We start from the raw sequence: 21,538 nt of genomic DNA on the forward strand, positions 1-21,538 counted from the left end.
TATACCACATTTAAAGATTTCTCAAAAAAAAATGAAAAGAAATTAACAATTTTAAAACATTAAAAATCATTAAAATGTGGCATGAATTTCGCCAAATGTTAATTATTTTTTAAATTTGCACACTATGATGAGACCCGTTGGAAAATTAATTATTATCGGAGGAGCTGTAAACAAAGGAAGCTTTGCAGAAACCGATTTCGACCAGAACATTGAAAAAAACCTGAATTTTTTTGAAAGAGGAATCTTAAGAAAGATCATTAATGAATCTAAGCTTAAGGAAGATTCTGTCATCGAAATTGTAACCACAGCCTCTCAGATCCCTCAAATTGTAGGCACAGAATACAAAAAAGCTTTTGAATTTCTTGGCGCCAGAAATGTAAATATCCTTGACATCCACAACCGTGAAGAGGCTAATTCTGATGCTATGGCTTCAAGGGCCAATGCAGCAGACGTTGTCATGTTCACAGGCGGGGATCAGCTTAGGCTGACTTCTATTCTTGGCGGAACAAGATTCCATGATACTATTTTACTGAAATACCAGGAACAGGATTTCATCTATTCAGGGACTTCTGCCGGTGCGGCGGCAGCTTCTGAAAATATGATCTACCAGGGGAGCAGCTCTGAATCTCTTTTAAAGGGAGAAATTAAAACAACACAGGGATTGGGTCTGATTGATAATGTAATCATTGATACACACTTCGTACAGCGTGGCAGAATCGGACGACTTTTCCAGGCTGTAGTCAATAATCCGAGAACATTGGGAATAGGGCTTGGTGAAGATACCGGACTTTTTATTCATAATGATGTCATGACGGCTGTAGGTTCTGGTCTTGTGATTTTAGTAGACGGAAGATTTATTAAGGATACCAACCTTACGAACATCAACCTGGGCGAGCCTATTTCAATCGATAATCTTACGGTACATGTGATGTCTATGAATGACCATTACGATCTTACCACAAAGAAACTTACGATCGAAAATTCACAGTTCAACCCTATCCCACAGGATAAATAAAAGTTAACGGTCAATGGTGAATAGTGAATTTCACCAGTTACAATTTTTATACTTAACTTTAAAATTGACCATTAACTTTTCACAATTGGCAAATACAATATTATGAAAATCATTATCCATGGCGGTTTTTTCTCTGAAAGTGATCAAAGTCATGAAGTAAAAACAGCAAAACAAAACTCTTTAAAACAGATTACCCAAAAGGCTTTTGAATATCTTCAGACGCATTCTGCTTTTGATACGGTAGCTTATGCCGTTTCTCTTCTGGAAGACGATCCGCTATACAATGCAGGTATCGGTTCCCAGATACAAAGTGACGGTGTGATCCGCATGAGCGCAGCCATTATGGATGGGCAAACACAGAAATTAAGCGGCGTAATCAATCTCCGGGATGTAAAGAATCCTATTTTTGTAGCAAAAAAGCTGATGAAAGAGGACGACAGGGTTCTGGGCGGTAATGGTGCTAAAATTTATGCCTCTGAACACGGATTTGAAAATTTCTCAACTGAAATTCCTCAGCGAAGAAGTGAATATGAAGCTAAACTTAATAACGGCGGGAAAGGTACTGTGGGCTGTGTCGCTCTTGATAAAGAAGGAAAGCTTGCCGTAGCAACCTCTACCGGTGGAAAAGGATTTGAGATTCCGGGAAGAATTTCAGACTCTGCAACAGTGGCAGGGAATTATGCCAATTCCGTTTGTGCCGTGAGCTGTACAGGTGTGGGAGAAGATATTGTAAGTAATGCTACTGCTGCAAAGATTGTAACGAGAACGACTGACGGAATGAGTCTGGAACAGGCTTTTAATAAGACATTTGAGGAGCTTAAAACCATAGATGGCTTCGCAGGGGCTATCGCCATTGATAAAGACGGAAATATCTACCATCAGGATTCTTATCCTACCATGGTCTTTGCAAGCTTTGATGGAAAAGACTTTCAGGTCTTTCAATAATTTTAACATTTTTTTATTATCCCATTTAATTTTTTGGCACGTATTTTACATGTTTACTAATAACAAGTTTTAATATAAATCATTAAAAATAAAAAATCATGGGAAATAAAACAAAAGGGCTATTAGCCTTACTAGGTATCGGTGCTTTAGCATTTTGGAAATATAAAAATTCTACACCTGAAGAACAGCAGGCTGTTAAGGATAAAATCAATAACGCTAAGGACAATTTGAACAAATGGGGAAGTGATATTAAGAGCAAAGCTAATGATGTAGCATCCCAGGTTCAGAACAAAGTAGACGAAGCTAAAACAAAAGCTGAAGATTCTTTAAGCTAAAAGCAAATTAGTTTTTTTAACATTCATATATGAAAAGTCATCGTAATCTCAGGATTATGATGACTTTTTATATTATATTGAAACAATAAAAAATTATTTTTTATTTCCTCTCAAGGCATATACCAAAGGTAATTTATTTCCAAATGTTGCAATTCTCCATTTCCCTTTTTCAAATTCCTGAACCTGATTGAAACATGGATAAGGCGACCAGTCGAATTCCTGGAAGACCTCCAGTTCTATAGTATGATTGATCAGATTCTGCAAAACCTCAGCTAAGGAATGGTTCCACATCACATATTCCTGAACAATATCGGCAGATTTATCAGCATAGGTTCCTTCGTAGGTTTCAATAATAGGCTTTTCATTAAAATAGTTATATACTATTTTTGTAAAACCGTCATCAAACATCCAGACTGCAGGATGAAATTCGGCCATTATAAACTTTCCTCCTGGCTTTAGATAATGACTGATGACACCTGCCCACTTATTGAGGTCAGGAAGCCAGCCTATCACGCCATAACTGGTGTAGACAATATCGAATTTTTGATCGAGAATTTCCGGAAGGCTATATACATCCGAACAGATAAATTCTGTATCGGTCCCGCATTTTTGAGCTAAATCCTTTCCAGCCTCAATTGCTTTATCTGACAGATCAATACCTGTGACTTGAGCTCCCATTCTTGACAGGGAAATAGAATCCTGTCCGAAATGGCATTGCAGATGCAGAATACTTTTACCCTTTACATCTCCCAAAAGGTCCAGCTCTATTGAATTGAGCGAGCTTTTTCCTTTTAAGAACTCATCTACAAAATAGAAATCCGATTTCAGGTGCGGATCTACTTTGGCATTCCAGGAATTTTTATTGATTTCAAGGTAATTTTCCATGGTGTTTGTTTAGATCTGATTTAATATATGTTTTAATTACAGAGATTTATGAAGATTATTTACCCAGGAATAACAATCGATGTATAGGGACTGTAAAGCCCCCATCCTATTGCTTTATAAAGTGATTTTCCCTGCTCTGTGGCCACCAAAAAATTATTGTGGATACCATTTGATAATGCAATTTTCTCCAGTTCCCACATCAGAAAAGTCGCGAGACCCTTTCTTTGATGGTTTTCTTCTGTTACAATTCTGTCATACACTGCCAGATCATCTACAATAACAATGCGGCCGACAGAGGCCTGCTCACCGTTTTCTGCAATAATTCTGACTACTGTTGTGGAATTATATTTTTCATACTCAATTCCATAGCCCTCACAAAGAGGTCTAGCAGAATTCCTCATCGGTCCAAAACAGTTCATCATGTATCCGGGAGGCTGAATGATCCAATTTTCGGATACTCTATTTTTTATCTCATCCGGAGAGGCGCAGACCTTGAGGTAAATCCAGGGTTCATCAATCTGTTTTGAGAGCTCAATAAAATCATCATTAATCTCAGGAAAAACATATCTTATTTTTTGCTTTTCTTCTCCTACCTCTACTTTGAAACCGGATTTGTATCTTATGGGAAGGGCAAGTTTTCTGGACAGTGACCAGGCCTTCAGCCATTTTTCAATAATATCATAAGATACAGTGTCCGTCATGATTTGATGATTACATTTATTAAAGCTTGTTCAATAGTTTCTTTTTCTGTTCTGCAAATTCTTCTTCACTTAAAATTCCACTTTCTCTGAGTCTTCCCAACTGTTCCAGTTGATCTAAGACTGAAGGTTCTGGTTTGCTTTGAAAATATTCTTTAGGGCTGGCCATGAAGTCCCTTACTTTTTCACAAAACAATTCTGCATAATATTTTCCTACACCATCGATCTCGAGGACGTTTTCTGAAATATGAATATCAATTGAAGCCAGCATAAATTCTTTTTCGTATTGAATTGAACTGACTTTATCGTACGAAAAATCTTCAACTTTTAATCCGTACATGAATTCTTTATCAACAAAAATTAACCTTCTATCAGTAGCGACCAAAATGATGTGGTGTTTGGTCAGTTTATTTCTTCCTTCAACCAGATAAACAATTTTCTCATCTTCCGAAAGGACATCCGGTAATGCATGAATTTCTTTTCTGGCAAAAATGGTAGGATTGATGTCTAATTGTTCCAGCTCATCTTTTATTTCGTCAAGTCTTGATTTTTCACTCATTATTTGTTTTTTATAAATGGCAGATATTACAAATTTAATTTTTTTCTAAAATACAAAAGCATTACCTAATAGATAATGCTTTTTAATTGATATTTTCCAGAATATTACCCTAAAAATTCTTCCAAAGAAACTGTTTTCTGTTCTCCGGCAGTAAGGTCCTTAAAAGTAACTGTTCCGTTTTTAATTTCTTCTTCTCCTAAGAAAACAAGATTTTTAATCCCTTTCTTTTCAGCGTATGTAAACTGTTTGTTCAGCTTTGCATTTTCCGGGTACAGCTCAGCAGAAATTCCTTTCTTTCTCAGCTGCATGATCAGTTTTAAAGCTTCTGCAGTTTCTTCTCCTCCGAAGTTAGCAAACAGATATTCTACTTGAGTTGATGCTTCTTCAGGGAAAAGATTAAGCTCTTCCATAACCAGATATACCCTGTCCAAACCAAATGAGATCCCGATTCCCGGAATATTTTTAACTCCAAATACTTCTGTAAGGTTATCATATCTACCGCCACCGCCGATGGATCCCATTGCCACCTCATCTGCTTTCACCTCAAAAATAGCTCCGGTATAATAATCTAAACCTCTGGCCAGTGTAATATTGAACACAAGATTCTGCATATCTACTCCAAGATTCAGAGATTGGGTAAGAACAAATTCCAGCTCTTCTACTCCCTTTAATCCAACTTCACTATTGGCAAATTTCTCTTTTAACTGAAGAAGATTTTCCAGCGCATCATCTGACTGATTAAATAAGAATTCCAATTTATCAATAGATTCCTGAGAAATTTCTCTTTCCAGTAATTCTTTAACGACTCCTTCTTTTCCTATTTTATCAAGCTTATCCAGAGCCACAGTAAAGTCAATCAGTTTATCAGTAATACCTGCATATTCTGCCAGACCGGAAAGGATCTTTCTGTTATTCATATGGATGGTGACAGGAATCCTCAGATCGGAAAATGATTTTAGATATAACTGAACCAAATCCACTTCCTGTAATAGGCTTTCACTTCCTACCACATCGGCATCACATTGATAAAATTCTCTGAACCTTCCCTTCTGTGGACGGTCAGCTCTCCATACTGGCTGGATCTGGTAACGTTTATAGGGAAATGTGAGCTTACCATGATTCATCGCAACGAACCTTGCAAAAGGTACGGTAAGGTCGTAACGGAGTGCTTTATCTGAAATTTGAGAAATGAGCTTCTTATGATTTTTATTATCCCAGTCTTCCTGATTCACTTTTGAAGCGTATTCTCCTGAATTTAAAATCTTAAAGATCAGTCGGTCACCTTCTTCTCCGTACTTTCCTGTCAAAGTAGAAAGATTTTCAAAGCTTGGGGTTTCTAATGGCTGAAAGCCGAACAATTCAAAATTATTCTGTAAAATATTGATAATATATTTTCTTCTTGAAACTTCCTGTGCTGTAAAATCTCTCGTTCCTTTTGCTAAACTTGGCTTCATTTGCTGTATATCATTTTGATGAATGCAAAAATAAGCAATTGAAAGGACTTTTCCGAAAGATAAAAAAGCTGGGAAAGATTACTCTCCCAACTTTCGATGCATTATCATTACTACATCCAAAAATCAGACGCTTTCAAGAATCTCCAGAATCTCTTCACCATAGTTTTCAATCTTATGCTTTCCGAAACCCTTGATCTCAAGCAGCTCTTCTTTTTTCACAGGTTTATACTTAGCCACAGACATCAGCTCTTTATTACTCGCGATAAAATAAGTGGGGAGATTCTGTTCTTTCGCCTTCTCTGATCTCCAGTACTTCAGGGCATCTAAAATTTTTTCTTCATCGGAGTTTAAAACATCATTATCTGCAGAGTACTTTACTGCCTTTGGCTCCTTCACTGTATTTTTAGCTATTTTCAGCTCTTCAAAGTACAGGATTACGGACCAGTAACATTCATCATTTACAAAAGCGGTTTCCACTTTTATAATTTCGTTCACTTCAAGAAAATCATCAAGCATTTTTTGATCTCTATGGAGAAATTCCTTGGAAAGTCTGATTTTAAAAACTTTTACATTCATCATTTGTGTTTTTAGAATTATTTGCCTCCTAAAAGCAGGATCTCATCGATTCTGATCTCGGTTATATAACGCTTAACGCCGTCTTTGTCATCATACGATCTGTATGTAAGTTTTCCTTCAATGGCAATTTCTTTTCCTTTGGGTACATATTTCTGAAGGATTTCAGCTGTTTTTCCAAAAGCAATCAAGTTGTGCCATTGTGTTTCTTCCACTTTTTCGCCTTTTGCATTCGTGTAATGATCGCTGGTGGCCAATGATACACTTGCTTTTACATTTCCGCTTTCGAAGTTTACGGTTTCAACTTCTTTACCTGTGTAACCAATTAATGTTACTTTGTTTCTTAGTGACATAACTTTAAAATTTTTTAGATTAATAATACAGATAAGAGACGTTCACTGTCTTTCTCAAATCTCTGTTGCAAAGATTGTTACACCGAAGCATCTTAGTCGGTTATAAACTATTTAAATTCATTTGTATTCGTTTGTTGTCGAATATTTCCGTATCTTTGATCAAATCACGCTATGAAAAAGGACATCAGAATTTTTGAGTTTCCTCTCAATCTGGGACTGAAGAAAAAAGAGCATGAAACTGAACCAGGTGTTAGAAAGCTTCCGGAATGGCTTAAAAAATTTGATTTTCATAAGGAAATCAATCCCAAAAATATTCTCACATTAGAGGCTCCGGAATATTCTATGGAACTCGATCCGGAATCTGGTGTTTTAAATGCTGATGCCATTATTACCTACGCTCAAAAACAGGCAGATCTTATTATGAGCAATCATCAGGAAGCTACCTTTAGCATTATGCTTGGAGGTGACTGCAGTATTTTGATCGGAACCGCTCTTGCTTTAAGGAAACTTGGAAATTTTGGTCTTTTCTATCTGGACGGGCATACTGATTTTATTCCGGTCAGTCTCTCTTCCACCGCTGCTGTTGCAGGAATGGATCTCGCTATTATCTCAGGAACCGGACATGAAAAATTAACCAATATTCAAGGGCTTAAGCCTTATTTTTTAGAAGAAAATATCTTCTGTGCAGGAAATGCAGAAACTGATGATGAAGAGTATGTGAAACAGATCGTTAATTCTGATATCCAGTATTTTGATATTGAACATCTTAGAATGAACGGTTTTAAAAAAACGGCTGAAGATTTTCTAAAAATGGTAGAGAGTAAGGATCTGGACGGCTTTTTTATTCACCTAGATGTTGATATCCTGAAAGATGAACTGATGCCTGCCGTGGATAGCAGAATGGAAGAAGGAATCGATTATGAAAACCTAAAAGAGATTCTAAAACCTTTGATCCATTCTCCCCTATGCTTTGGAATAGAGGTCACGATTCTTGATCCGGATTATGATAAAAACGGAACATATACGAAGCCTTTTGTCAAAAATTTAATTCAAATAATAAAAAATAAAGAAGATTAATGAAGAAGACTATAAAAAGAACATTCAGAGTTTCCAAATATGTAATCTATAAGGAGACGCTGGTTGATTATAAAGAGCATTTCTGGTCCTTTCTGGGCGCATTTGTCGGGATCGGTATTATTGCATTTATTCAGTCCCATACTTTGGCTGCCACTGAAAATATATTTCTGATCGGTTCCTTCGGTGCATCAAGTGTTCTGATCTATGGAGCTATTCAAAGCCCCCTTGCCCAGCCCAGAAATTTAGTGGGCGGACATGTTATTTCAGCACTTGTAGGAGTTACCGTTTATAAAATCGTTCCTGATATCATATGGCTTTCTGCACCGTTAGCAGTAGCTTTTTCTATTGTACTGATGCAGTATACCAAAACCCTTCATCCTCCCGGAGGAGCAACTGCCCTTATCGCAGTCAGTTCTGCAGGGAAAATTCCAGAACTGGGATACTGGTATGTACTTTCTCCGGTTTTATCAGGCTGTATCATTCTTTTACTGGTCGCCCTTTTATTCAACAATATAACACCAAACAGAAGCTATCCTTCCCATACAAGGTTTAAACGGTTGTTAAAGAAAAAACATGAACATATACACAAACTGAAAAAATAAAAACTATGAACTGTCTTGAATGCGGCGAAAAAATTATCGGAAGAGCAGATAAAAAATTCTGCAATGATGCCTGCCGGAATGCCTACAATAATAAGCAGAATAAAGATTCTACCAATCTGATGCGGAATGTCAACAATAAGCTACGTAAAAATTACCGTATCCTTTTGGAGCTGAATACGGACGGGAAAGCAAAAATTGCCAAATCAAGGATGGATGGCTTAGGTTTTGATTTCGATTATTTTACCAATCTGAAAGTTTATAAGAACGGTTCTGAATACAGGTTTATTTATGACTACGGCTATAAACTTCTGGAAGATGATTTTGTACTGATCGTAAAGAATCAGGCATAATTCCCTACTTACCCTTAAATATTCGATTATGAAAGAAATTGTTCTTATAACCGGTGCCGGCGGAATGATCGCACAGAAACTCTCAAAAAAGTTAGAAAATGAATACACCGTACGCTTCCTGACCCGAAAGAAAAAACATGCCAATGAATTTGAATGGGATATCAAAAACGGAACAATAGATGAATCTGCTCTTGAAAATGTTTCCCATATTATTCATCTGGCAGGCGCCAACATTTCAGAAAAACGATGGACTAAGGAAAGAAAACGTGAACTGATATCCAGCCGTGTAGATTCTGCCGGACTTCTTTTAAAGACCTTAAAAAAGAAACAAATAAAGCTTAAATCTTTTATTTCCGCTTCGGGAATCAATTATTATGGTACGGTAACAACAGAAAAGGTTTATACAGAAAAAGATTCTCCGGGTAATGATTTTCTGAGTGAGGTCGTGGTTTTGTGGGAAAGATCGGCAGATGATTTCAAAGAACAAAACCTGGCAGAAAGGGTTGTAAAAATACGGACAGCCGTTGTTCTTTCCAAAGAAGACGGGGCACTGAAAAAAATGGTTCCTACCATAAAATACGGCATTGGGTCTGCTTTAGGAAGCGGAAAACAATATATGCCATGGATTCATATTGATGATATCTGCTCGATCTATGAGGCAGCTCTGAAAAATGCTGATATGGATGGGGCTTACAACGCAGTTTCCCCTCAGCATACTACCAATGAGAATTTAACGGAAAAAATAGCAGAAGTTCTGGAAAAACCTTTATTTATGCCTAACGTTCCTACATTTGTTTTAAAACTGATGTTCGGAGAGCTGGCTGATGCTTTGCTGGAAGGCTCACGGGCTTCTTCACAAAAAATACAGGATACAGGATTCCAATTTAAATTCCCTGATCTGAAAAAAGCTCTGGAAGATCTTTTGAGAAAAGAGAAATAAAACGATTATTTGTCTTTATAAAGCGGTATTAGATTTTCATATTTTCCAGAATCTTATTCAATAAAGCTGTTAATGTTTCCAATTCTGTTTTGTCCAGGATAGCAGAAGCCTGATCTGCTACGGTTTTTCGGAAATCTTCAGAATTATTGATCAGAAATTTACCTTTTTCTGTAGCAGAAAGATTAAAAATTCTTCTGTCGGAAGTACTTTGTTTCTGTTCGACCAGCTCATTACTGATCAGAAATTTGATCTGTTTTGAAATGGCTGGCTGGCTGACCTTAAATGCCGCAGCAATCTGTTTTCCGGTAACCTGATCCTTACGGTATATGTATTCTATAATGTTGTAATGTGTTGCAGTGACACCACTGATGTTTCCCTTGTTCATATTAGCCAATATAAAACACTGAAGATCTGTAAACACATTGAAAAATTGATTCTTTTCTATTTGCATAAAAATACTTAACTTAGTTAACTATTAACAAAGTTAATGAAATTATTATGAAAGAAATCATCATCACTCACGCAAGGCAGAATAATCTGAAAAATATTTCATTACGCATTCCAAAAAACAAAATTACTGTCTTCACAGGAGTTTCAGGATCCGGAAAATCATCGTTGGTATTTGAAACGATAGGTGCCGAAGCTCAACGCCAGATTAATGAGACCCAAAACAGTTTCATAAGAAACCGCTTACAGCATTTTGGAGTTCCGAATGTAGAAAAAATAGAAAACCTTAATGTACCTTTTATCATCAATCAAAAGAGGTTGGGAGGAAATGCTCGTTCAACAGTAGGAACAGCAACAGATATTTATGCTTCTCTCCGGCTTCTTTTTTCCAGGATAGGAAAACCATTTGTGGGATATTCCAATGTATTTTCTTTCAACAATCCTCAGGGGATGTGTCCTGAATGTGAAGGCCTAGGATATGTGCAAACCGTGAATACGGAAACTCTTTTTGACAGAAACAAATCACTGAATGAAGGCGCGATACGGTTTCCCACATTTCAGCCCGGAGGCTGGCGGCTGACACGTTATATTTATTCCGGGTATTTTGACAATGACAAAAAGCTTAAAGACTTCACAGAAGAAGAATGGGAAATGTTACTGAATGCCAAAGAGCATATTCCAAAAAATCCCACCAAAGAATGGGGAAAAACAGTCCGGTATAAAGGGGTCATTCCCAGAATTGAAAGCTCATTTCTGAAAAAGGATTCTAAAGAGAATATTACCCGAAAAGATATTTTAAAAAGGGTCATCATTACCAAACCATGTCCGCTTTGCCAAGGGAAGAGGCTCAATTCAAAGGTTCTGTCCTGTAAGATTGAAAATAAAAGCATTGCAGACTGTACGTCACTGTCCGTTGACGAACTGCTCCTTTTTATTCAGAGCTTATCATCTGAACTGTATTCTTCTATAATCAATGAACTGACAAAAAAGCTTCAGAATCTCATTGATATAGGCTTGCAGTATCTTACGCTGGACAGACAAACTGACACCCTGTCGGGAGGGGAATCCCAACGGATAAAAATGGTAAAACAGCTGGGTAACAGCCTGGTAGATCTGTTGTATATTTTTGATGAACCCAGTATCGGACTCCATCCTAAAGATATTGACCACATTGTAGACATCATCAAAAAAATAAGGGATAAAGGCAATACCGTCTTAATTGTTGAGCATGACCCGGATCTTATCAAAATAGCTGATCTCATTGTTGATATGGGACCTGATTCAGGGAAAAACGGCGGTGAAATTATGTATCAGGGAACTTTTAATCATTTAAAAAATGCAAAAGGTAAAACAGCCGGCTATTTCAACAAAACCCGTACTTATAATAAAACTCCGAGATCTGCAAAGGGTGATCTGGAAATAAAGAATGCCCATCTTCACAACTTAAAAAATGTGAGTGTAAAAATACCTAAAGGCATAATGAATGTCGTAACCGGCGTGGCGGGATCTGGGAAAAGCACTTTAATTAATAAAGTTTTACCCTTGTCCTATCCGGTAACCGTAGTAGACCAATCTGTTTTTACAGCCAGCAGCCGTTCAAACCTGCTAACATATCTCAATCTGTCAAATACTGTCAGAAAACTCTTCTCCATTGCCAATAATGTTTCTGAAAAGCTTTTCAGCCGCAACGGTGAAGGTGCCTGTTCCAATTGCAGGGGATTGGGTGTGGAAAAAATAGATCTTGCTTTTATGGATGATATTGAACAGCCCTGTGAAGTCTGCCACGGATCAGGATATAAGCCTGAAGTTTTACAATATCTATACCATGGTAAAAATATTGCTGATATCATGAATATGACCGTTCTGGAAGCCCTGCAGTTTTTTCCGGGGCCCGGATTTGAACATGAGCTCAGCCTGCTGATTAAACTGGGACTGGATTATCTGACTCTGGGACAAAGGCTGGACAGCTTCTCCGGAGGTGAAAGACAGCGTTTAAAGCTGACTAAAGAGCTGAGCCATACAGATAAAATCATTGTTCTGGATGAACCCAGTACCGGCCTCCATCCTATTGATAATGAAAAGTTGCTGTCTTTCTTTGATGAACTGGTGAATAATGGCAATACCCTCATCGTCATAGAACATAACCTGGATATCATAGCTCAGGCAGACTGGATCATTGATATCGGCCCCGGAGCCGGAAAACTGGGCGGCACTATTGTATTCGAAGGGACTGTGGAGAACCTTTTATCAGCAAAGCATTCTGAAACTTCTGCTTATTTAAGAAAACATCTGGAAGCATAGGATGCTGTAATTCCCTTATTTTATAAATCATTTTATAATCCTGTAGATTTTAAAGGTAATTTTAAATGTCTGTTGGAAAAGAAATATTAATTTAGCACTTAATATAATGAAGCCAGTCAGGCATTATCACTTAATATAACATAGAACAAGCCCAATGCAGAATCCGAACATTAGTATTCTTAAAACAGAAATTTTATCCGATAACTGGTATACTTTAAACAAAGTGACCTACACCATTGCCAAAAAAGACGGAACAACAGAAACCCAAAGTAGGGAAGCTTATGACAGAGGAAACGGAGCGGTTATTCTGCTTTATAATAAAATTTCAGGCACGGTGATCTTAACCAGGCAGTTCAGGCTTCCTACTTTCGTCAATGGCAATGCCACAGGGATGCTTATTGAGGCGTGTGCCGGCCTTTTGGATAATGACAACCCCGAAGACTGTATAAAAAGAGAGACAGAAGAGGAAACAGGCTATAAAATTTCAAAAGTAGAGAAAGTATTTGAGGCCTATATGTCTCCCGGATCCGTAACGGAAATCTTACATTTTTTCATCGCTGAATATTCTTCTGAAATGAAGACCGCAAACGGTGGCGGACTTGAAGAGGAAGGTGAAAATATTGAAGTTTTAGAACTTTCTTTTAATGATGCCCTTGCTATGATAGACAGCGGAGAAATCATGGATGCCAAAACCATCATGCTGCTACAGTATTTACGCATCAAACGCATTGTATAGTAATAACAAACGGTGTGAAACATACTTATAGCCGCCTATTGCTAAAACTATTTTAAAAGGATGACAATTAGGATCATCAGGATATTTGCTGCCGCAGCCATCTTTATTTTCAGTATTCTGATGCTGAAGACGATCTCCCAATATACAGGTTTTGATAAAAATGTGGGTTTTCTCATGTTTAAACAGAAAGTGGTCAGTAATCCGTATTGGATGACATTTTTTTACATTCACATTTTTTCAGTCACGCTTTGTTTATTGGCTGGACTCACTCAGTTTTCAAACCGGTTTTTAAGTGAAAACACAGCACTTCACAGATGGATAGGAAAAATTTATGTTTACAATATTCTGATCATCAATGTTCCGGCATGTTTTGTATTGGGATTATTTTCAAATGGTGGAATCATCGGGATTACAGGATTTATGCTTCAGGATATTCTCTGGGCTTATTTTACGATTGCTGCAGTTCTCTTCATTAAAAAAGGGAATATTGTAAGGCACAAAAAATATATGATCCTAAGCTATGCAGTTACCACTACAGCTATCACTTTCAGGATTATAAAGAATCTATTCTATCAGGAAAATCTGCATGATTATGAGCTGTTTTATGGACTGAATGTCTGGGTTTCCCTGATTCTCAATCTTGCAGCAGCTTATTTTATTTTCAGAAGCCAAGCATTATCTCTCAAAACTTACGTTCATCATCAAAATAATAAATGAGATAAACAGCAACAATGCATAGGAGATAATGAAGATCAAACCATTCAAGACTATTCTGTGTTGAGACTTTGCTGTCCACCGGTTAAAAAACCGCATCACCAGATAAGATAATCCAGCCAGGATCAGTAAGGTAAAAATAAAAAAAACAAAGCTCGAATCCATAGATATTAATTTATACCAAAACTATTATTTTTAAATTTAAAAACATAATAAGATCTCTAAATTAAACCCAGGTTCAGAATATTTCCGAATAAAGCCTACAACAAAATATATGAAAAAATTACTTTTTACACTCTCATTTGCTCTTTCTGCAATGGTATCAGGACAGAAAACTTCTGGTAAAACCGGTAATCTGGTACTCTACTCTTACCAGACCTTCAACTGCGATAATAAAGGATATTTTGATCCAAAAAAATATAAAAAAGAGGAAATAGACGGGATTTTTAAGCTTCTGTATAAGTTCAACAGTGGTTTGTTTGACAATCATACGGTCTTTAAACTCCCGGATCTTGAAGATGTCCGAAAAAATAAAAACATCTATCTGCAGCAACTGGAAAAACAGTATCAGGAAAAGAAAAAAGAACTGTATGGTATACAGGTCATCAATCTTCCGGAGTGGACAAAGCTCCGCCAGGAAACTATTCAGATTTTTGAAAATGAATATCAGCTGAAAAAGGAAGAGCTTATTGCCTACTCTGATCCTGCATCACTAAAAAACAGCAGATATTACAATACCTGCAAAGAATATATTGACGCGGTTTCTTCTCCCGACAAGCAGAAAATGTACGCCGTCTGGAAAAACTTTGTCGAAGCCAAAAGCAAAGATAATGCTGACCCGCAATTAGTAATCGATAAATTCAAAGCCCAGTTCAACGATCCGAAGAAAGATGATTATGCGCTGATTCAATTGATCGGTTTCGGCTTTTACAACTGTGCCAACGGAAGTTTCAGGCCAGATCCTAATGACGAGGGAACGCTCTATGAAAAATTTGACAAGCTCTTTACAAAGCTAAAGCAGGATTGTGATGAACCATAATTTTATTTAATGATTCAAAATTTAATGATTTAAAAATCAGGCAGCATTCGTTTTCGGATGCTGCTTTCTGTTTCTGTAAGAAATTTCTATTATTGAGCCTGAAAAAAATGATTGGCTTTTATTTCAGACAACTGAACCGATGTGGAAGGAATTCCAAATTTTATCAGCCTGTCAATAATATTTTCGAGATGGGAGCTGTCTTTTAAAACACAATCAGCAATGAGGCAGTATCCCCCGGTGATCCTTTTACAGCTGATAATTTCGGGGAACAGTTTCAGGTGATCGATAAATATTTTAAACTCATCATTTTTAAACTTCAGGTGAATAATCACTTTCAGGCTGTAACCTAGAAGGGCATAATCAATATCTGCTGTAAAACCTTTGATAACTCCGGTGTCGGTAAGGTTCTGCACCCTCTCTTTTGTGGCAGACTGGGAAAGAGAGATGCTACGTCCTATTTCGGCATAGCTTAACCTGGCGTTTTCAGTCAATAACCGTAAGATTTTATAATCAAATTCATCTAAAACTATTTTCATTGCATTTTTAAATTAAATCAGTAGAAATCATCAAAATTATAAAATTTCACCATTAAATCCACTTTAAAATCACATGAATTAGACGGAAATTTGACATAAAAAAATTATGACAACAATTGAACTTTCAGACAATGGAAACACACCATTTGAAAAGCTGATCGGGCACAATCCGGAAATACTTGCTAACTGGAACCGTCTTGAAGAAACTTTTTTTAAAAATGCAACCTTAGATCCCCGTTTACTCGAACAGGTGCGAAGGGCTCTTGCTTTTGGAAATGGCTGTGAATACTGCATGGTAAAAAACGGAAGGCCCGATTTCAGTCAATCAGATCTTAAAATTTCTGTAGCGGTAAGTTTCGCAGAGCTATTCTGTACAGATCACCGTTCCATACTCAAGAGTCATTTCAGCATGCTGAGCGAATTCTTTTCCGAAAAAGAAGTTTCAGAGCTTTGTACGTTTATCAGTTTTATCAGTGCTTCCCAAAAACTGGGGAAAATTTTTAACCTGACAGAAGAATATCAAAAAAATGCAGTGATAGAAATGGAACAATTGAATTTATTTAAGGATTTAAAAATTTAAGGATTTAAAAATCAGGCAGCATTCGTTTTCGGGTGCTGCTTTTGCTTCTAAATACTTACCCCATGAATATTTTTTACCTCAGCCATCACAAAGGTGCTGTGTGCACTTCCGATGGAATCCAGTGAGCCCAGTTTATTAAAGACAAAATCCTGGTAATGTTTCATATCCCTTACCTGAACTTTAAGGAGAAAATCGAAGTCTCCAGAAATATTATAACATTCAGCAATTTCATCGATCTGTAAGATATCTTCAACTAACTGATTTCCGACAGAACGGTCATGTATCTTAAGCTTGATCTGGCAAAAAACGGTAAATCCCCGGTTCAGCTTTTCTGCTTCCAGAACGGCTGCATAATGCTTGATATATCCTTCCTGCTCCAATCTTTTCATCCGTTCGAAAACAGGGGAAGGTGAAAGATTTATTTCTTTTGCAATCTCTTTTACGGTCAGTTTAGCATTCTTTTGCAGGATTCTGAGCAATTGCAGATCCCTTTCGTCAAGTCTTTCCACAGAATAATATTCTTTTTGAGGTTATGTTTTTCAAATGTACAGAATATTTAACTCTATAACACCCATCAAACAAAATTATATTCTGAATTTTAATAATTCTACCAATCAATCCACTTAATCAATACCTTTGGCTAGATTTTGTTCTTTAACATTCTTCATCAGACAGAAGAGGTTTTACATAACGTAAATTAATAGGGAATCGTGTGAGAATCACGAGCTGTCGCGCAACTGTAAGTAGCACAACAAAAGTTTTTATCCAGAATATCCACTGCCAACAGCGGGAAGGATGATAGAAGCCGTTACAAGCCAGGAGACCTGCCTGTTCTGAATTGACAATGCTTTCGCGGTCTGAAGCTTTTAGGTCATACAGATGATACATTTTGAACGTTTAATTGTGAATGATTTGATTTTAAACGCAAATATTTTTTTATAAAAACTCCTTATTTTTAAGGAGCAAAGAACTGCAACTTTATCGCTGATGAAGCTTATGGATAAAACCTCCGCTTCAGAAATTAACTCTTTGCCCTCTTAGAATATAAAGCATGTTGAATTAAAACTTGGCGTCAAAAAAAGAACCTTTAAGCCAATTCTCTTATTTAAAGGAAATAACGTTTTACTGTATCTACTTTGTTCCTAAAACTCTCTCTCCGAAAGTATTCTGAAGCATTATAAAAGAACTTTTAAAATCATGATTGTTTAATTTAAAAGTTTAAAAACATGCAAACACACATTCTTGGCAGCCCGCGTATTGGCCGCCACAGAGAACTCAAAAAAGCCTGCGAGCAGTATTGGTCAGGCAAGGCATCATTAAATGAACTCCTGGAAACCGGGAACAGCATCAGCCTTCAAAACTGGAAACTGCAGCAGGAAGCAGGAGTAGACCTTATCCCCTGCAATGACTTTTCTTATTATGATCAGGTTCTGGATATGACCCTGACTGTCGGAGCAATTCCGGAACGCTACAAAGAGATTGCCTTAAGAGCATCCGATTCTGAACTTGACCTGTATTTTGCAATGGCAAGAGGCTACCAGAAAAATGGCCTCGACATTACCGCCATGGAAATGACAAAATGGTTTGATACCAATTACCATTACATCGTTCCTGAATTTCAGAAGAACCAGCAGTTCGGATTATTTTCTAAAAAAATCATCAGTGAATTCCTCAGGGCAAAGCAAGCCGGAATAAATGCCAAACCTGTGATTATAGGACCTCTCACCTATCTTCTTCTGGGAAAAGAGAAAGAAGAGGGTTTTGATAAACTGGACCTCATAGAAAATCTGCTTCCGGTATACATTGAAATTTTAAAAGAGCTTGAAAAAAACGGAGCGACATGGATTCAGTTTGACGAACCGTTTTTAGGTCTCGATCTTACTGAAAAAGCAAAAGAAATTTACCAATCTGCTTATGATGAAATCAGAAAACAGTTTCCGGACCTGAAATTCATTGTAGCGACTTATTTTGAAGGCTTAAAAGACAATCTTTCATTAGCAGCTTCACTTCCTGTGGATGTTCTTCATATTGATCTGGTACGCTGCCCTGAACAGCTGGATGAAGTCTTACATACCATTCCGGATACTTTAAGCCTTTCTTTGGGAATCGTTGACGGAAGAAATATCTGGAAAAACGATTTCAGCCGATCTCTGACTTTTATTCATAAAGCTATAGAGAAAATAGGTTCTGAAAGGGTCCTCATCGCTCCATCCTGTTCACTCCTCCACTCACCTTTCGATCTTGATCTGGAAACGAACGAAAAGACACTGTCTCCTGAAATCAAACAATGGATGGCTTTTGCAAAACAAAAAGTCTCCGAAATTGTTACGTTAAAAAAACTCGCTTCAGAAAATCCGGATTACAATGCTTTACAAGAATTAGCTGAAAACAAAAAGGCGATTGAAAACCGTAAAACGTCAATTTTAATTCATAATCAGGAAGTAAAAAACCGTGCTGATGTGACCACCAAAGAAGATGCACAAAGAAACAGTTCTTTCAATATAAGAAAAGAAAAACAACAAAAAGTGTTGCAACTTCCTTTGTTCCCGACAACAACCATCGGCTCGTTTCCACAGACAAAAGAAGTAAGAACATGGAGATCAAAATTTAAAAAAGGTGAACTGACTGCTGAACAATATGATGATCTTCTTAAAAAAGAGACGGAAAGAACCATCCGCTGGCAGGAAGAAATCGGGATTGACGTTCTGGTTCACGGAGAATTTGAGCGAAATGATATGGTGGAATATTTCGGGGAACAATTGGAAGGGTTTGCCTTTACTCAAAACGGTTGGGTGCAAAGCTACGGAAGCCGTTGTGTGAAACCACCGGTGATCTATGGTGACGTTCACCGCCCGCATCCTATGACTGTTTACTGGTCCAAATATGCCCAATCTTTAACTCAAAAATGGGTAAAAGGAATGTTGACGGGCCCCGTAACGATTCTTCAATGGTCTTTTGTACGTGACGATCAGCCCCGTTCATTAACGTGCAAACAGATTGCCTTGGCGATTCGTGATGAGGTGAGTGATCTGGAAAAAGCAGGAATCAGAATCATCCAGATTGATGAGCCTGCCATTCGTGAAGGATTACCGCTGAGAAAATCCGACTGGCAAAATTATCTGAAATGGGCAGTTGAAGCTTTCAGAATTTCAGCAAGCGGTGTAGAAGATGCCACGCAGATTCATACGCATATGTGCTATTCTGAATTCAACGATATCATTCAGAATATTGCAGATATGGATGCCGATGTGATCACAATAGAATGCTCCAGAAGCCAGATGGAACTGCTGAATGCTTTTGCAGATTTCAAATATCCGAATGAGATCGGACCGGGAGTTTATGATATCCATTCACCTAGAGTTCCGTCAAAAGAAGAAATGGTAGAATTGCTGAAAAAAGCGCAGGCCGTTATTCCTGCACAACAGCTTTGGGTAAACCCTGACTGCGGTTTGAAAACCAGGCATTGGGATGAAACGGAAAAGGCATTGATTGCGATGGTGGAAGCTTCAAAAGAAGCTGCAGAAGCCTTTGATAAAGAAAGAAATTTAGTTAATTAATTGGATTCGGCAGGAGTTTTTAAGCTCCTGCTTTTTTTTGGTCAAAAATATTTATAGCATCTTTATGACTACTTTTCCTTTTGCATGGCCACTTTCTACATATTTTACTGCTTCATTAGTATTTTGGAAGGAAAAAACTCTATCTATGACAGGTTTTATTTCTCCTGCTTCTATCAGCTTTGTAATTTCTCCTAACTGTTTTCCATCAGCTTTCATGAAAAGAAAAGAGTAATTAATGTTTTGCTTATCCGCTATTTTTCTGATTTTACGGCTCAACAATTTTGTAGCAAATTTTACATACCAGGGTAGATTAAATTCATCGGCAAACACAGGTGTTGGCGGACCGGAAATTGAAATAATTTTCCCTTCTGGCTTCAGGATATTGAATGATTTTTCCAGGGTTTTGCTGTCCTGGCTGTTCAGCACGACATCATAATCAGTCAGAATATCTTCAAAATTCTGTGTTTTATAATCGATTAGCACGTCTGCACCAAGGTTCTTTAATAGTTCAAAACTTTTTTCACTGGCAGTGGTAGCAACCGTTGCTCCCAGATATTTTGCCAACTGTATAGCAAAAGTTCCTACACCACCGGATCCGGCCTGAATAAAAACTTTCTGACCGGCCTGAACATCGGATTTCTCAATCAAAGCCTGCCAAGCCGTTAATCCCACCAAAGGAATTGAAGCTGCTTCTTCCATCGTCAGGTTTTTAGGCTTCAAAGCAACATCTTTTTCATTAATAGAAATAAATTCTGTGAAAGTCCCTATATGAAAATCTGCTACCCTTGCATAAATCTCATCCCCCGCTTTAAAGCTTTTTACTTTTGAACCTACTTTTGTGATGACTCCTGCCACATCGTGACCTAAAATCAACGGCATTTTATAAGGCAGGATAAGCTTAAACTCACCACTTTTTATTTTAGAATCCAGGAGATTGACACTTACTGCATAAATCTGGACTAAAACCTCATTTTCTCTGACACCGGGTTCGGGTACATCTATAAGTTGCAGCTCACTGTCTTTTTTATAACGGCTAATGCTAAATGCTTTCATACTTTGAGTTTTTATTTTAGGATATGTTGTACTTTCCCAGGGTTTATAAGTCTTCAGCAGATATTCTTTTATCAATTCTTTCCGCAGTCATTTCTGTGGCGACAGGCTATAAGCGTTAAAAAGAATATTCTCTTTTGTATTTAAAAATTAATTGGGTAAATTCGCTTGCATTTTACAAGTACAAATCTATACAATAACTTTTAAAATGCAAGTTATTTTTTTTAATTGTTAAATTTATTTTATGTCAACTTCAAAAAAGAGATCAGATTGTCCTATCAGCTGCTCACTGGATATCTGGGGAGACAAATGGTCACTGCTTATTATAAGAGACCTTATGTATGCCAAACAGTGCACTTATGGGGATTTTCTAAAATCTGACGAAAAAATAGCAACCAATATTCTGGCTTCCCGCCTTCTTATGTTAGAAGAAAACAAGCTCATCACCAAGCTGGACCACCCGGAAAGTAAGGCTAAAGTACTCTACAAACTTACTCAAAAGGGTATTGATCTGCTCCCTGTCCTGATTGAAATTAATCTCTGGGCCGAAAAATATTCTGACATTCCGGAAAATCAGAAACTGATGTTAAAAGAAGTAAAAAAGGATAAAGAGGCTTTCGTAAATAAGCATATTAAGGAGCTGAGTAAAGAAATATATTAGGACTATAAGTTTCGGAAGATTTCATGCACAACTTGAGGCTCCTTGCTGATCACATTGGCGGATGATCTTAGAAGTGCCTGTTAATATAGCGGACGATAGACTGAAGAATCATTAACTATAAATATAATATT

Annotated in this window: 24 protein-coding genes and 1 riboswitch; of the genes, 14 read left to right on the forward strand and 10 right to left on the reverse strand. The window is 37.3% G+C overall.

Annotation, left to right across the window (positions count from 1 at the left end):
- The first annotated feature begins 124 nt into the window (after positions 1-124).
- From AC4IFE_RS14590 to AC4IFE_RS14600, 3 genes are all read left to right on the forward strand, one after another.
- The gene (locus AC4IFE_RS14590) at positions 125-1,015 is read left to right on the forward strand and encodes a cyanophycinase (protein WP_490757883.1); all 891 of its coding nucleotides are present in this window, start codon (positions 125-127) and stop codon (positions 1,013-1,015) included.
- 102 nt (positions 1,016-1,117) lie between these two features.
- Positions 1,118-1,960 carry an isoaspartyl peptidase/L-asparaginase gene (locus tag AC4IFE_RS14595; RefSeq protein ID WP_490757884.1) on the forward strand — a complete coding sequence of 281 codons (843 nt, stop codon included), beginning with the start codon at positions 1,118-1,120 and terminating at the stop codon, positions 1,958-1,960.
- A 98-nt stretch (positions 1,961-2,058) separates the two neighbouring features.
- Positions 2,059-2,295 (forward strand): YtxH domain-containing protein, encoded by a 237-nt coding sequence (locus AC4IFE_RS14600; RefSeq protein WP_048504351.1) that lies wholly within the window; start codon positions 2,059-2,061, stop codon positions 2,293-2,295.
- A gap of 93 nt (positions 2,296-2,388) precedes the next feature.
- On the opposite strand, the gene AC4IFE_RS14605 is transcribed toward AC4IFE_RS14600, so the two are convergent.
- The 6 genes from AC4IFE_RS14605 to AC4IFE_RS14630 form a co-directional block, all read right to left on the reverse strand.
- Entirely contained in the window at positions 2,389-3,180 is a 792-nt protein-coding gene (locus AC4IFE_RS14605; protein ID WP_490757885.1) for a class I SAM-dependent methyltransferase, read from the reverse strand.
- Between the two features lie 59 nt (positions 3,181-3,239).
- On the reverse strand, positions 3,240-3,881 hold the full coding sequence (locus AC4IFE_RS14610) for a GNAT family N-acetyltransferase (RefSeq protein ID WP_490757886.1): 642 nt from the start codon (positions 3,879-3,881) through the stop codon (positions 3,240-3,242).
- Positions 3,882-3,900: 19 nt separating this feature from the next.
- Entirely contained in the window at positions 3,901-4,437 is a 537-nt protein-coding gene (locus AC4IFE_RS14615; RefSeq protein WP_490757887.1) for a PH domain-containing protein, read from the reverse strand.
- A gap of 104 nt (positions 4,438-4,541) precedes the next feature.
- A complete protein-coding gene (hisS, locus tag AC4IFE_RS14620) occupies positions 4,542-5,891 on the reverse strand; it encodes a histidine--tRNA ligase (protein WP_490757888.1) in 1,350 nt (449 codons plus the stop codon).
- Positions 5,892-6,014: 123 nt separating this feature from the next.
- Positions 6,015-6,470 (reverse strand): HRDC domain-containing protein, encoded by a 456-nt coding sequence (locus AC4IFE_RS14625; protein ID WP_490757889.1) that lies wholly within the window; start codon positions 6,468-6,470, stop codon positions 6,015-6,017.
- Positions 6,471-6,484: 14 nt separating this feature from the next.
- On the reverse strand, positions 6,485-6,817 hold the full coding sequence (locus tag AC4IFE_RS14630; RefSeq protein WP_048504355.1) for a single-stranded DNA-binding protein: 333 nt from the start codon (positions 6,815-6,817) through the stop codon (positions 6,485-6,487).
- A 171-nt stretch (positions 6,818-6,988) separates the two neighbouring features.
- Between AC4IFE_RS14630 and AC4IFE_RS14635 the strand changes: the two genes are divergently transcribed.
- From AC4IFE_RS14635 to AC4IFE_RS14650, 4 genes are read left to right on the forward strand one after another with little or no spacing between them, the layout of a single operon-like run.
- Positions 6,989-7,894 (forward strand): arginase family protein, encoded by a 906-nt coding sequence (locus AC4IFE_RS14635; protein WP_490757890.1) that lies wholly within the window; start codon positions 6,989-6,991, stop codon positions 7,892-7,894.
- On the forward strand, positions 7,894-8,496 hold the full coding sequence (locus AC4IFE_RS14640) for an HPP family protein (RefSeq protein WP_490757891.1): 603 nt from the start codon (positions 7,894-7,896) through the stop codon (positions 8,494-8,496). Before AC4IFE_RS14635 ends, AC4IFE_RS14640 begins: the two co-directional genes overlap by 1 nt.
- Positions 8,497-8,501: 5 nt before the next feature.
- The gene (locus tag AC4IFE_RS14645) at positions 8,502-8,846 is read left to right on the forward strand and encodes a hypothetical protein (protein WP_429934252.1); all 345 of its coding nucleotides are present in this window, start codon (positions 8,502-8,504) and stop codon (positions 8,844-8,846) included.
- Between the two features lie 28 nt (positions 8,847-8,874).
- A complete protein-coding gene (locus AC4IFE_RS14650) occupies positions 8,875-9,786 on the forward strand; it encodes a TIGR01777 family oxidoreductase (RefSeq protein WP_490757892.1) in 912 nt (303 codons plus the stop codon).
- Between the two features lie 28 nt (positions 9,787-9,814).
- On the opposite strand, the gene AC4IFE_RS14655 is transcribed toward AC4IFE_RS14650, so the two are convergent.
- Positions 9,815-10,171: a MarR family winged helix-turn-helix transcriptional regulator gene (locus AC4IFE_RS14655; protein WP_490757893.1), complete on the reverse strand. Its 357-nt coding sequence runs from the start codon at positions 10,169-10,171 to the stop codon at positions 9,815-9,817.
- A gap of 113 nt (positions 10,172-10,284) precedes the next feature.
- Here AC4IFE_RS14655 and AC4IFE_RS14660 point away from each other — a divergent pair, with 113 nt between their 5' ends.
- The 4 genes from AC4IFE_RS14660 (at position 10,285) to AC4IFE_RS14675 (ending at position 15,023) form a co-directional block, all read left to right on the forward strand.
- A complete protein-coding gene (locus tag AC4IFE_RS14660) occupies positions 10,285-12,534 on the forward strand; it encodes an ATP-binding cassette domain-containing protein (RefSeq protein ID WP_490757894.1) in 2,250 nt (749 codons plus the stop codon).
- Between the two features lie 154 nt (positions 12,535-12,688).
- Complete coding sequence (nudK, locus tag AC4IFE_RS14665) at positions 12,689-13,270, forward strand: GDP-mannose pyrophosphatase NudK (RefSeq protein WP_490757895.1); 582 nt, start codon at positions 12,689-12,691, stop codon at positions 13,268-13,270.
- A 60-nt stretch (positions 13,271-13,330) separates the two neighbouring features.
- Positions 13,331-13,987: a DUF2306 domain-containing protein gene (locus tag AC4IFE_RS14670; RefSeq protein WP_490757896.1), complete on the forward strand. Its 657-nt coding sequence runs from the start codon at positions 13,331-13,333 to the stop codon at positions 13,985-13,987.
- A gap of 271 nt (positions 13,988-14,258) precedes the next feature.
- Entirely contained in the window at positions 14,259-15,023 is a 765-nt protein-coding gene (locus AC4IFE_RS14675) for a hypothetical protein (RefSeq protein ID WP_490757897.1), read from the forward strand.
- Positions 15,024-15,112: 89 nt separating this feature from the next.
- Here the strand turns inward: AC4IFE_RS14675 and AC4IFE_RS14680 are convergent, their stop codons facing one another.
- On the reverse strand, positions 15,113-15,559 hold the full coding sequence (locus AC4IFE_RS14680) for an Lrp/AsnC family transcriptional regulator (RefSeq protein WP_490757898.1): 447 nt from the start codon (positions 15,557-15,559) through the stop codon (positions 15,113-15,115).
- A 106-nt stretch (positions 15,560-15,665) separates the two neighbouring features.
- Between AC4IFE_RS14680 and AC4IFE_RS14685 the strand changes: the two genes are divergently transcribed.
- Positions 15,666-16,139 carry a carboxymuconolactone decarboxylase family protein gene (locus tag AC4IFE_RS14685; protein ID WP_490757899.1) on the forward strand — a complete coding sequence of 158 codons (474 nt, stop codon included), beginning with the start codon at positions 15,666-15,668 and terminating at the stop codon, positions 16,137-16,139.
- Positions 16,140-16,186: 47 nt separating this feature from the next.
- On the opposite strand, the gene AC4IFE_RS14690 is transcribed toward AC4IFE_RS14685, so the two are convergent.
- A complete protein-coding gene (locus AC4IFE_RS14690) occupies positions 16,187-16,648 on the reverse strand; it encodes an Lrp/AsnC family transcriptional regulator (protein ID WP_490757900.1) in 462 nt (153 codons plus the stop codon).
- Between the two features lie 152 nt (positions 16,649-16,800).
- Positions 16,801-16,985, forward strand: a riboswitch (cobalamin riboswitch).
- A 380-nt stretch (positions 16,986-17,365) separates the two neighbouring features.
- On the opposite strand from AC4IFE_RS14690, the gene metE reads away from it, so the two are divergent.
- A complete protein-coding gene (metE, locus tag AC4IFE_RS14695) occupies positions 17,366-19,696 on the forward strand; it encodes a 5-methyltetrahydropteroyltriglutamate--homocysteine S-methyltransferase (protein ID WP_490757901.1) in 2,331 nt (776 codons plus the stop codon).
- Positions 19,697-19,747: 51 nt separating this feature from the next.
- Here the strand turns inward: metE and AC4IFE_RS14700 are convergent, their stop codons facing one another.
- On the reverse strand, positions 19,748-20,749 hold the full coding sequence (locus AC4IFE_RS14700) for an NADP-dependent oxidoreductase (protein WP_490757902.1): 1,002 nt from the start codon (positions 20,747-20,749) through the stop codon (positions 19,748-19,750).
- A 241-nt stretch (positions 20,750-20,990) separates the two neighbouring features.
- Between AC4IFE_RS14700 and AC4IFE_RS14705 the strand changes: the two genes are divergently transcribed.
- Positions 20,991-21,407, forward strand: a complete 417-nt coding sequence (locus AC4IFE_RS14705) for a winged helix-turn-helix transcriptional regulator (RefSeq protein ID WP_490757903.1) — start codon at positions 20,991-20,993, stop codon at positions 21,405-21,407.
- Positions 21,408-21,538: the final 131 nt, after the last annotated feature.

The sequence above is a fragment of the Chryseobacterium sp. UF-81 genome, from assembly GCF_058245105.1.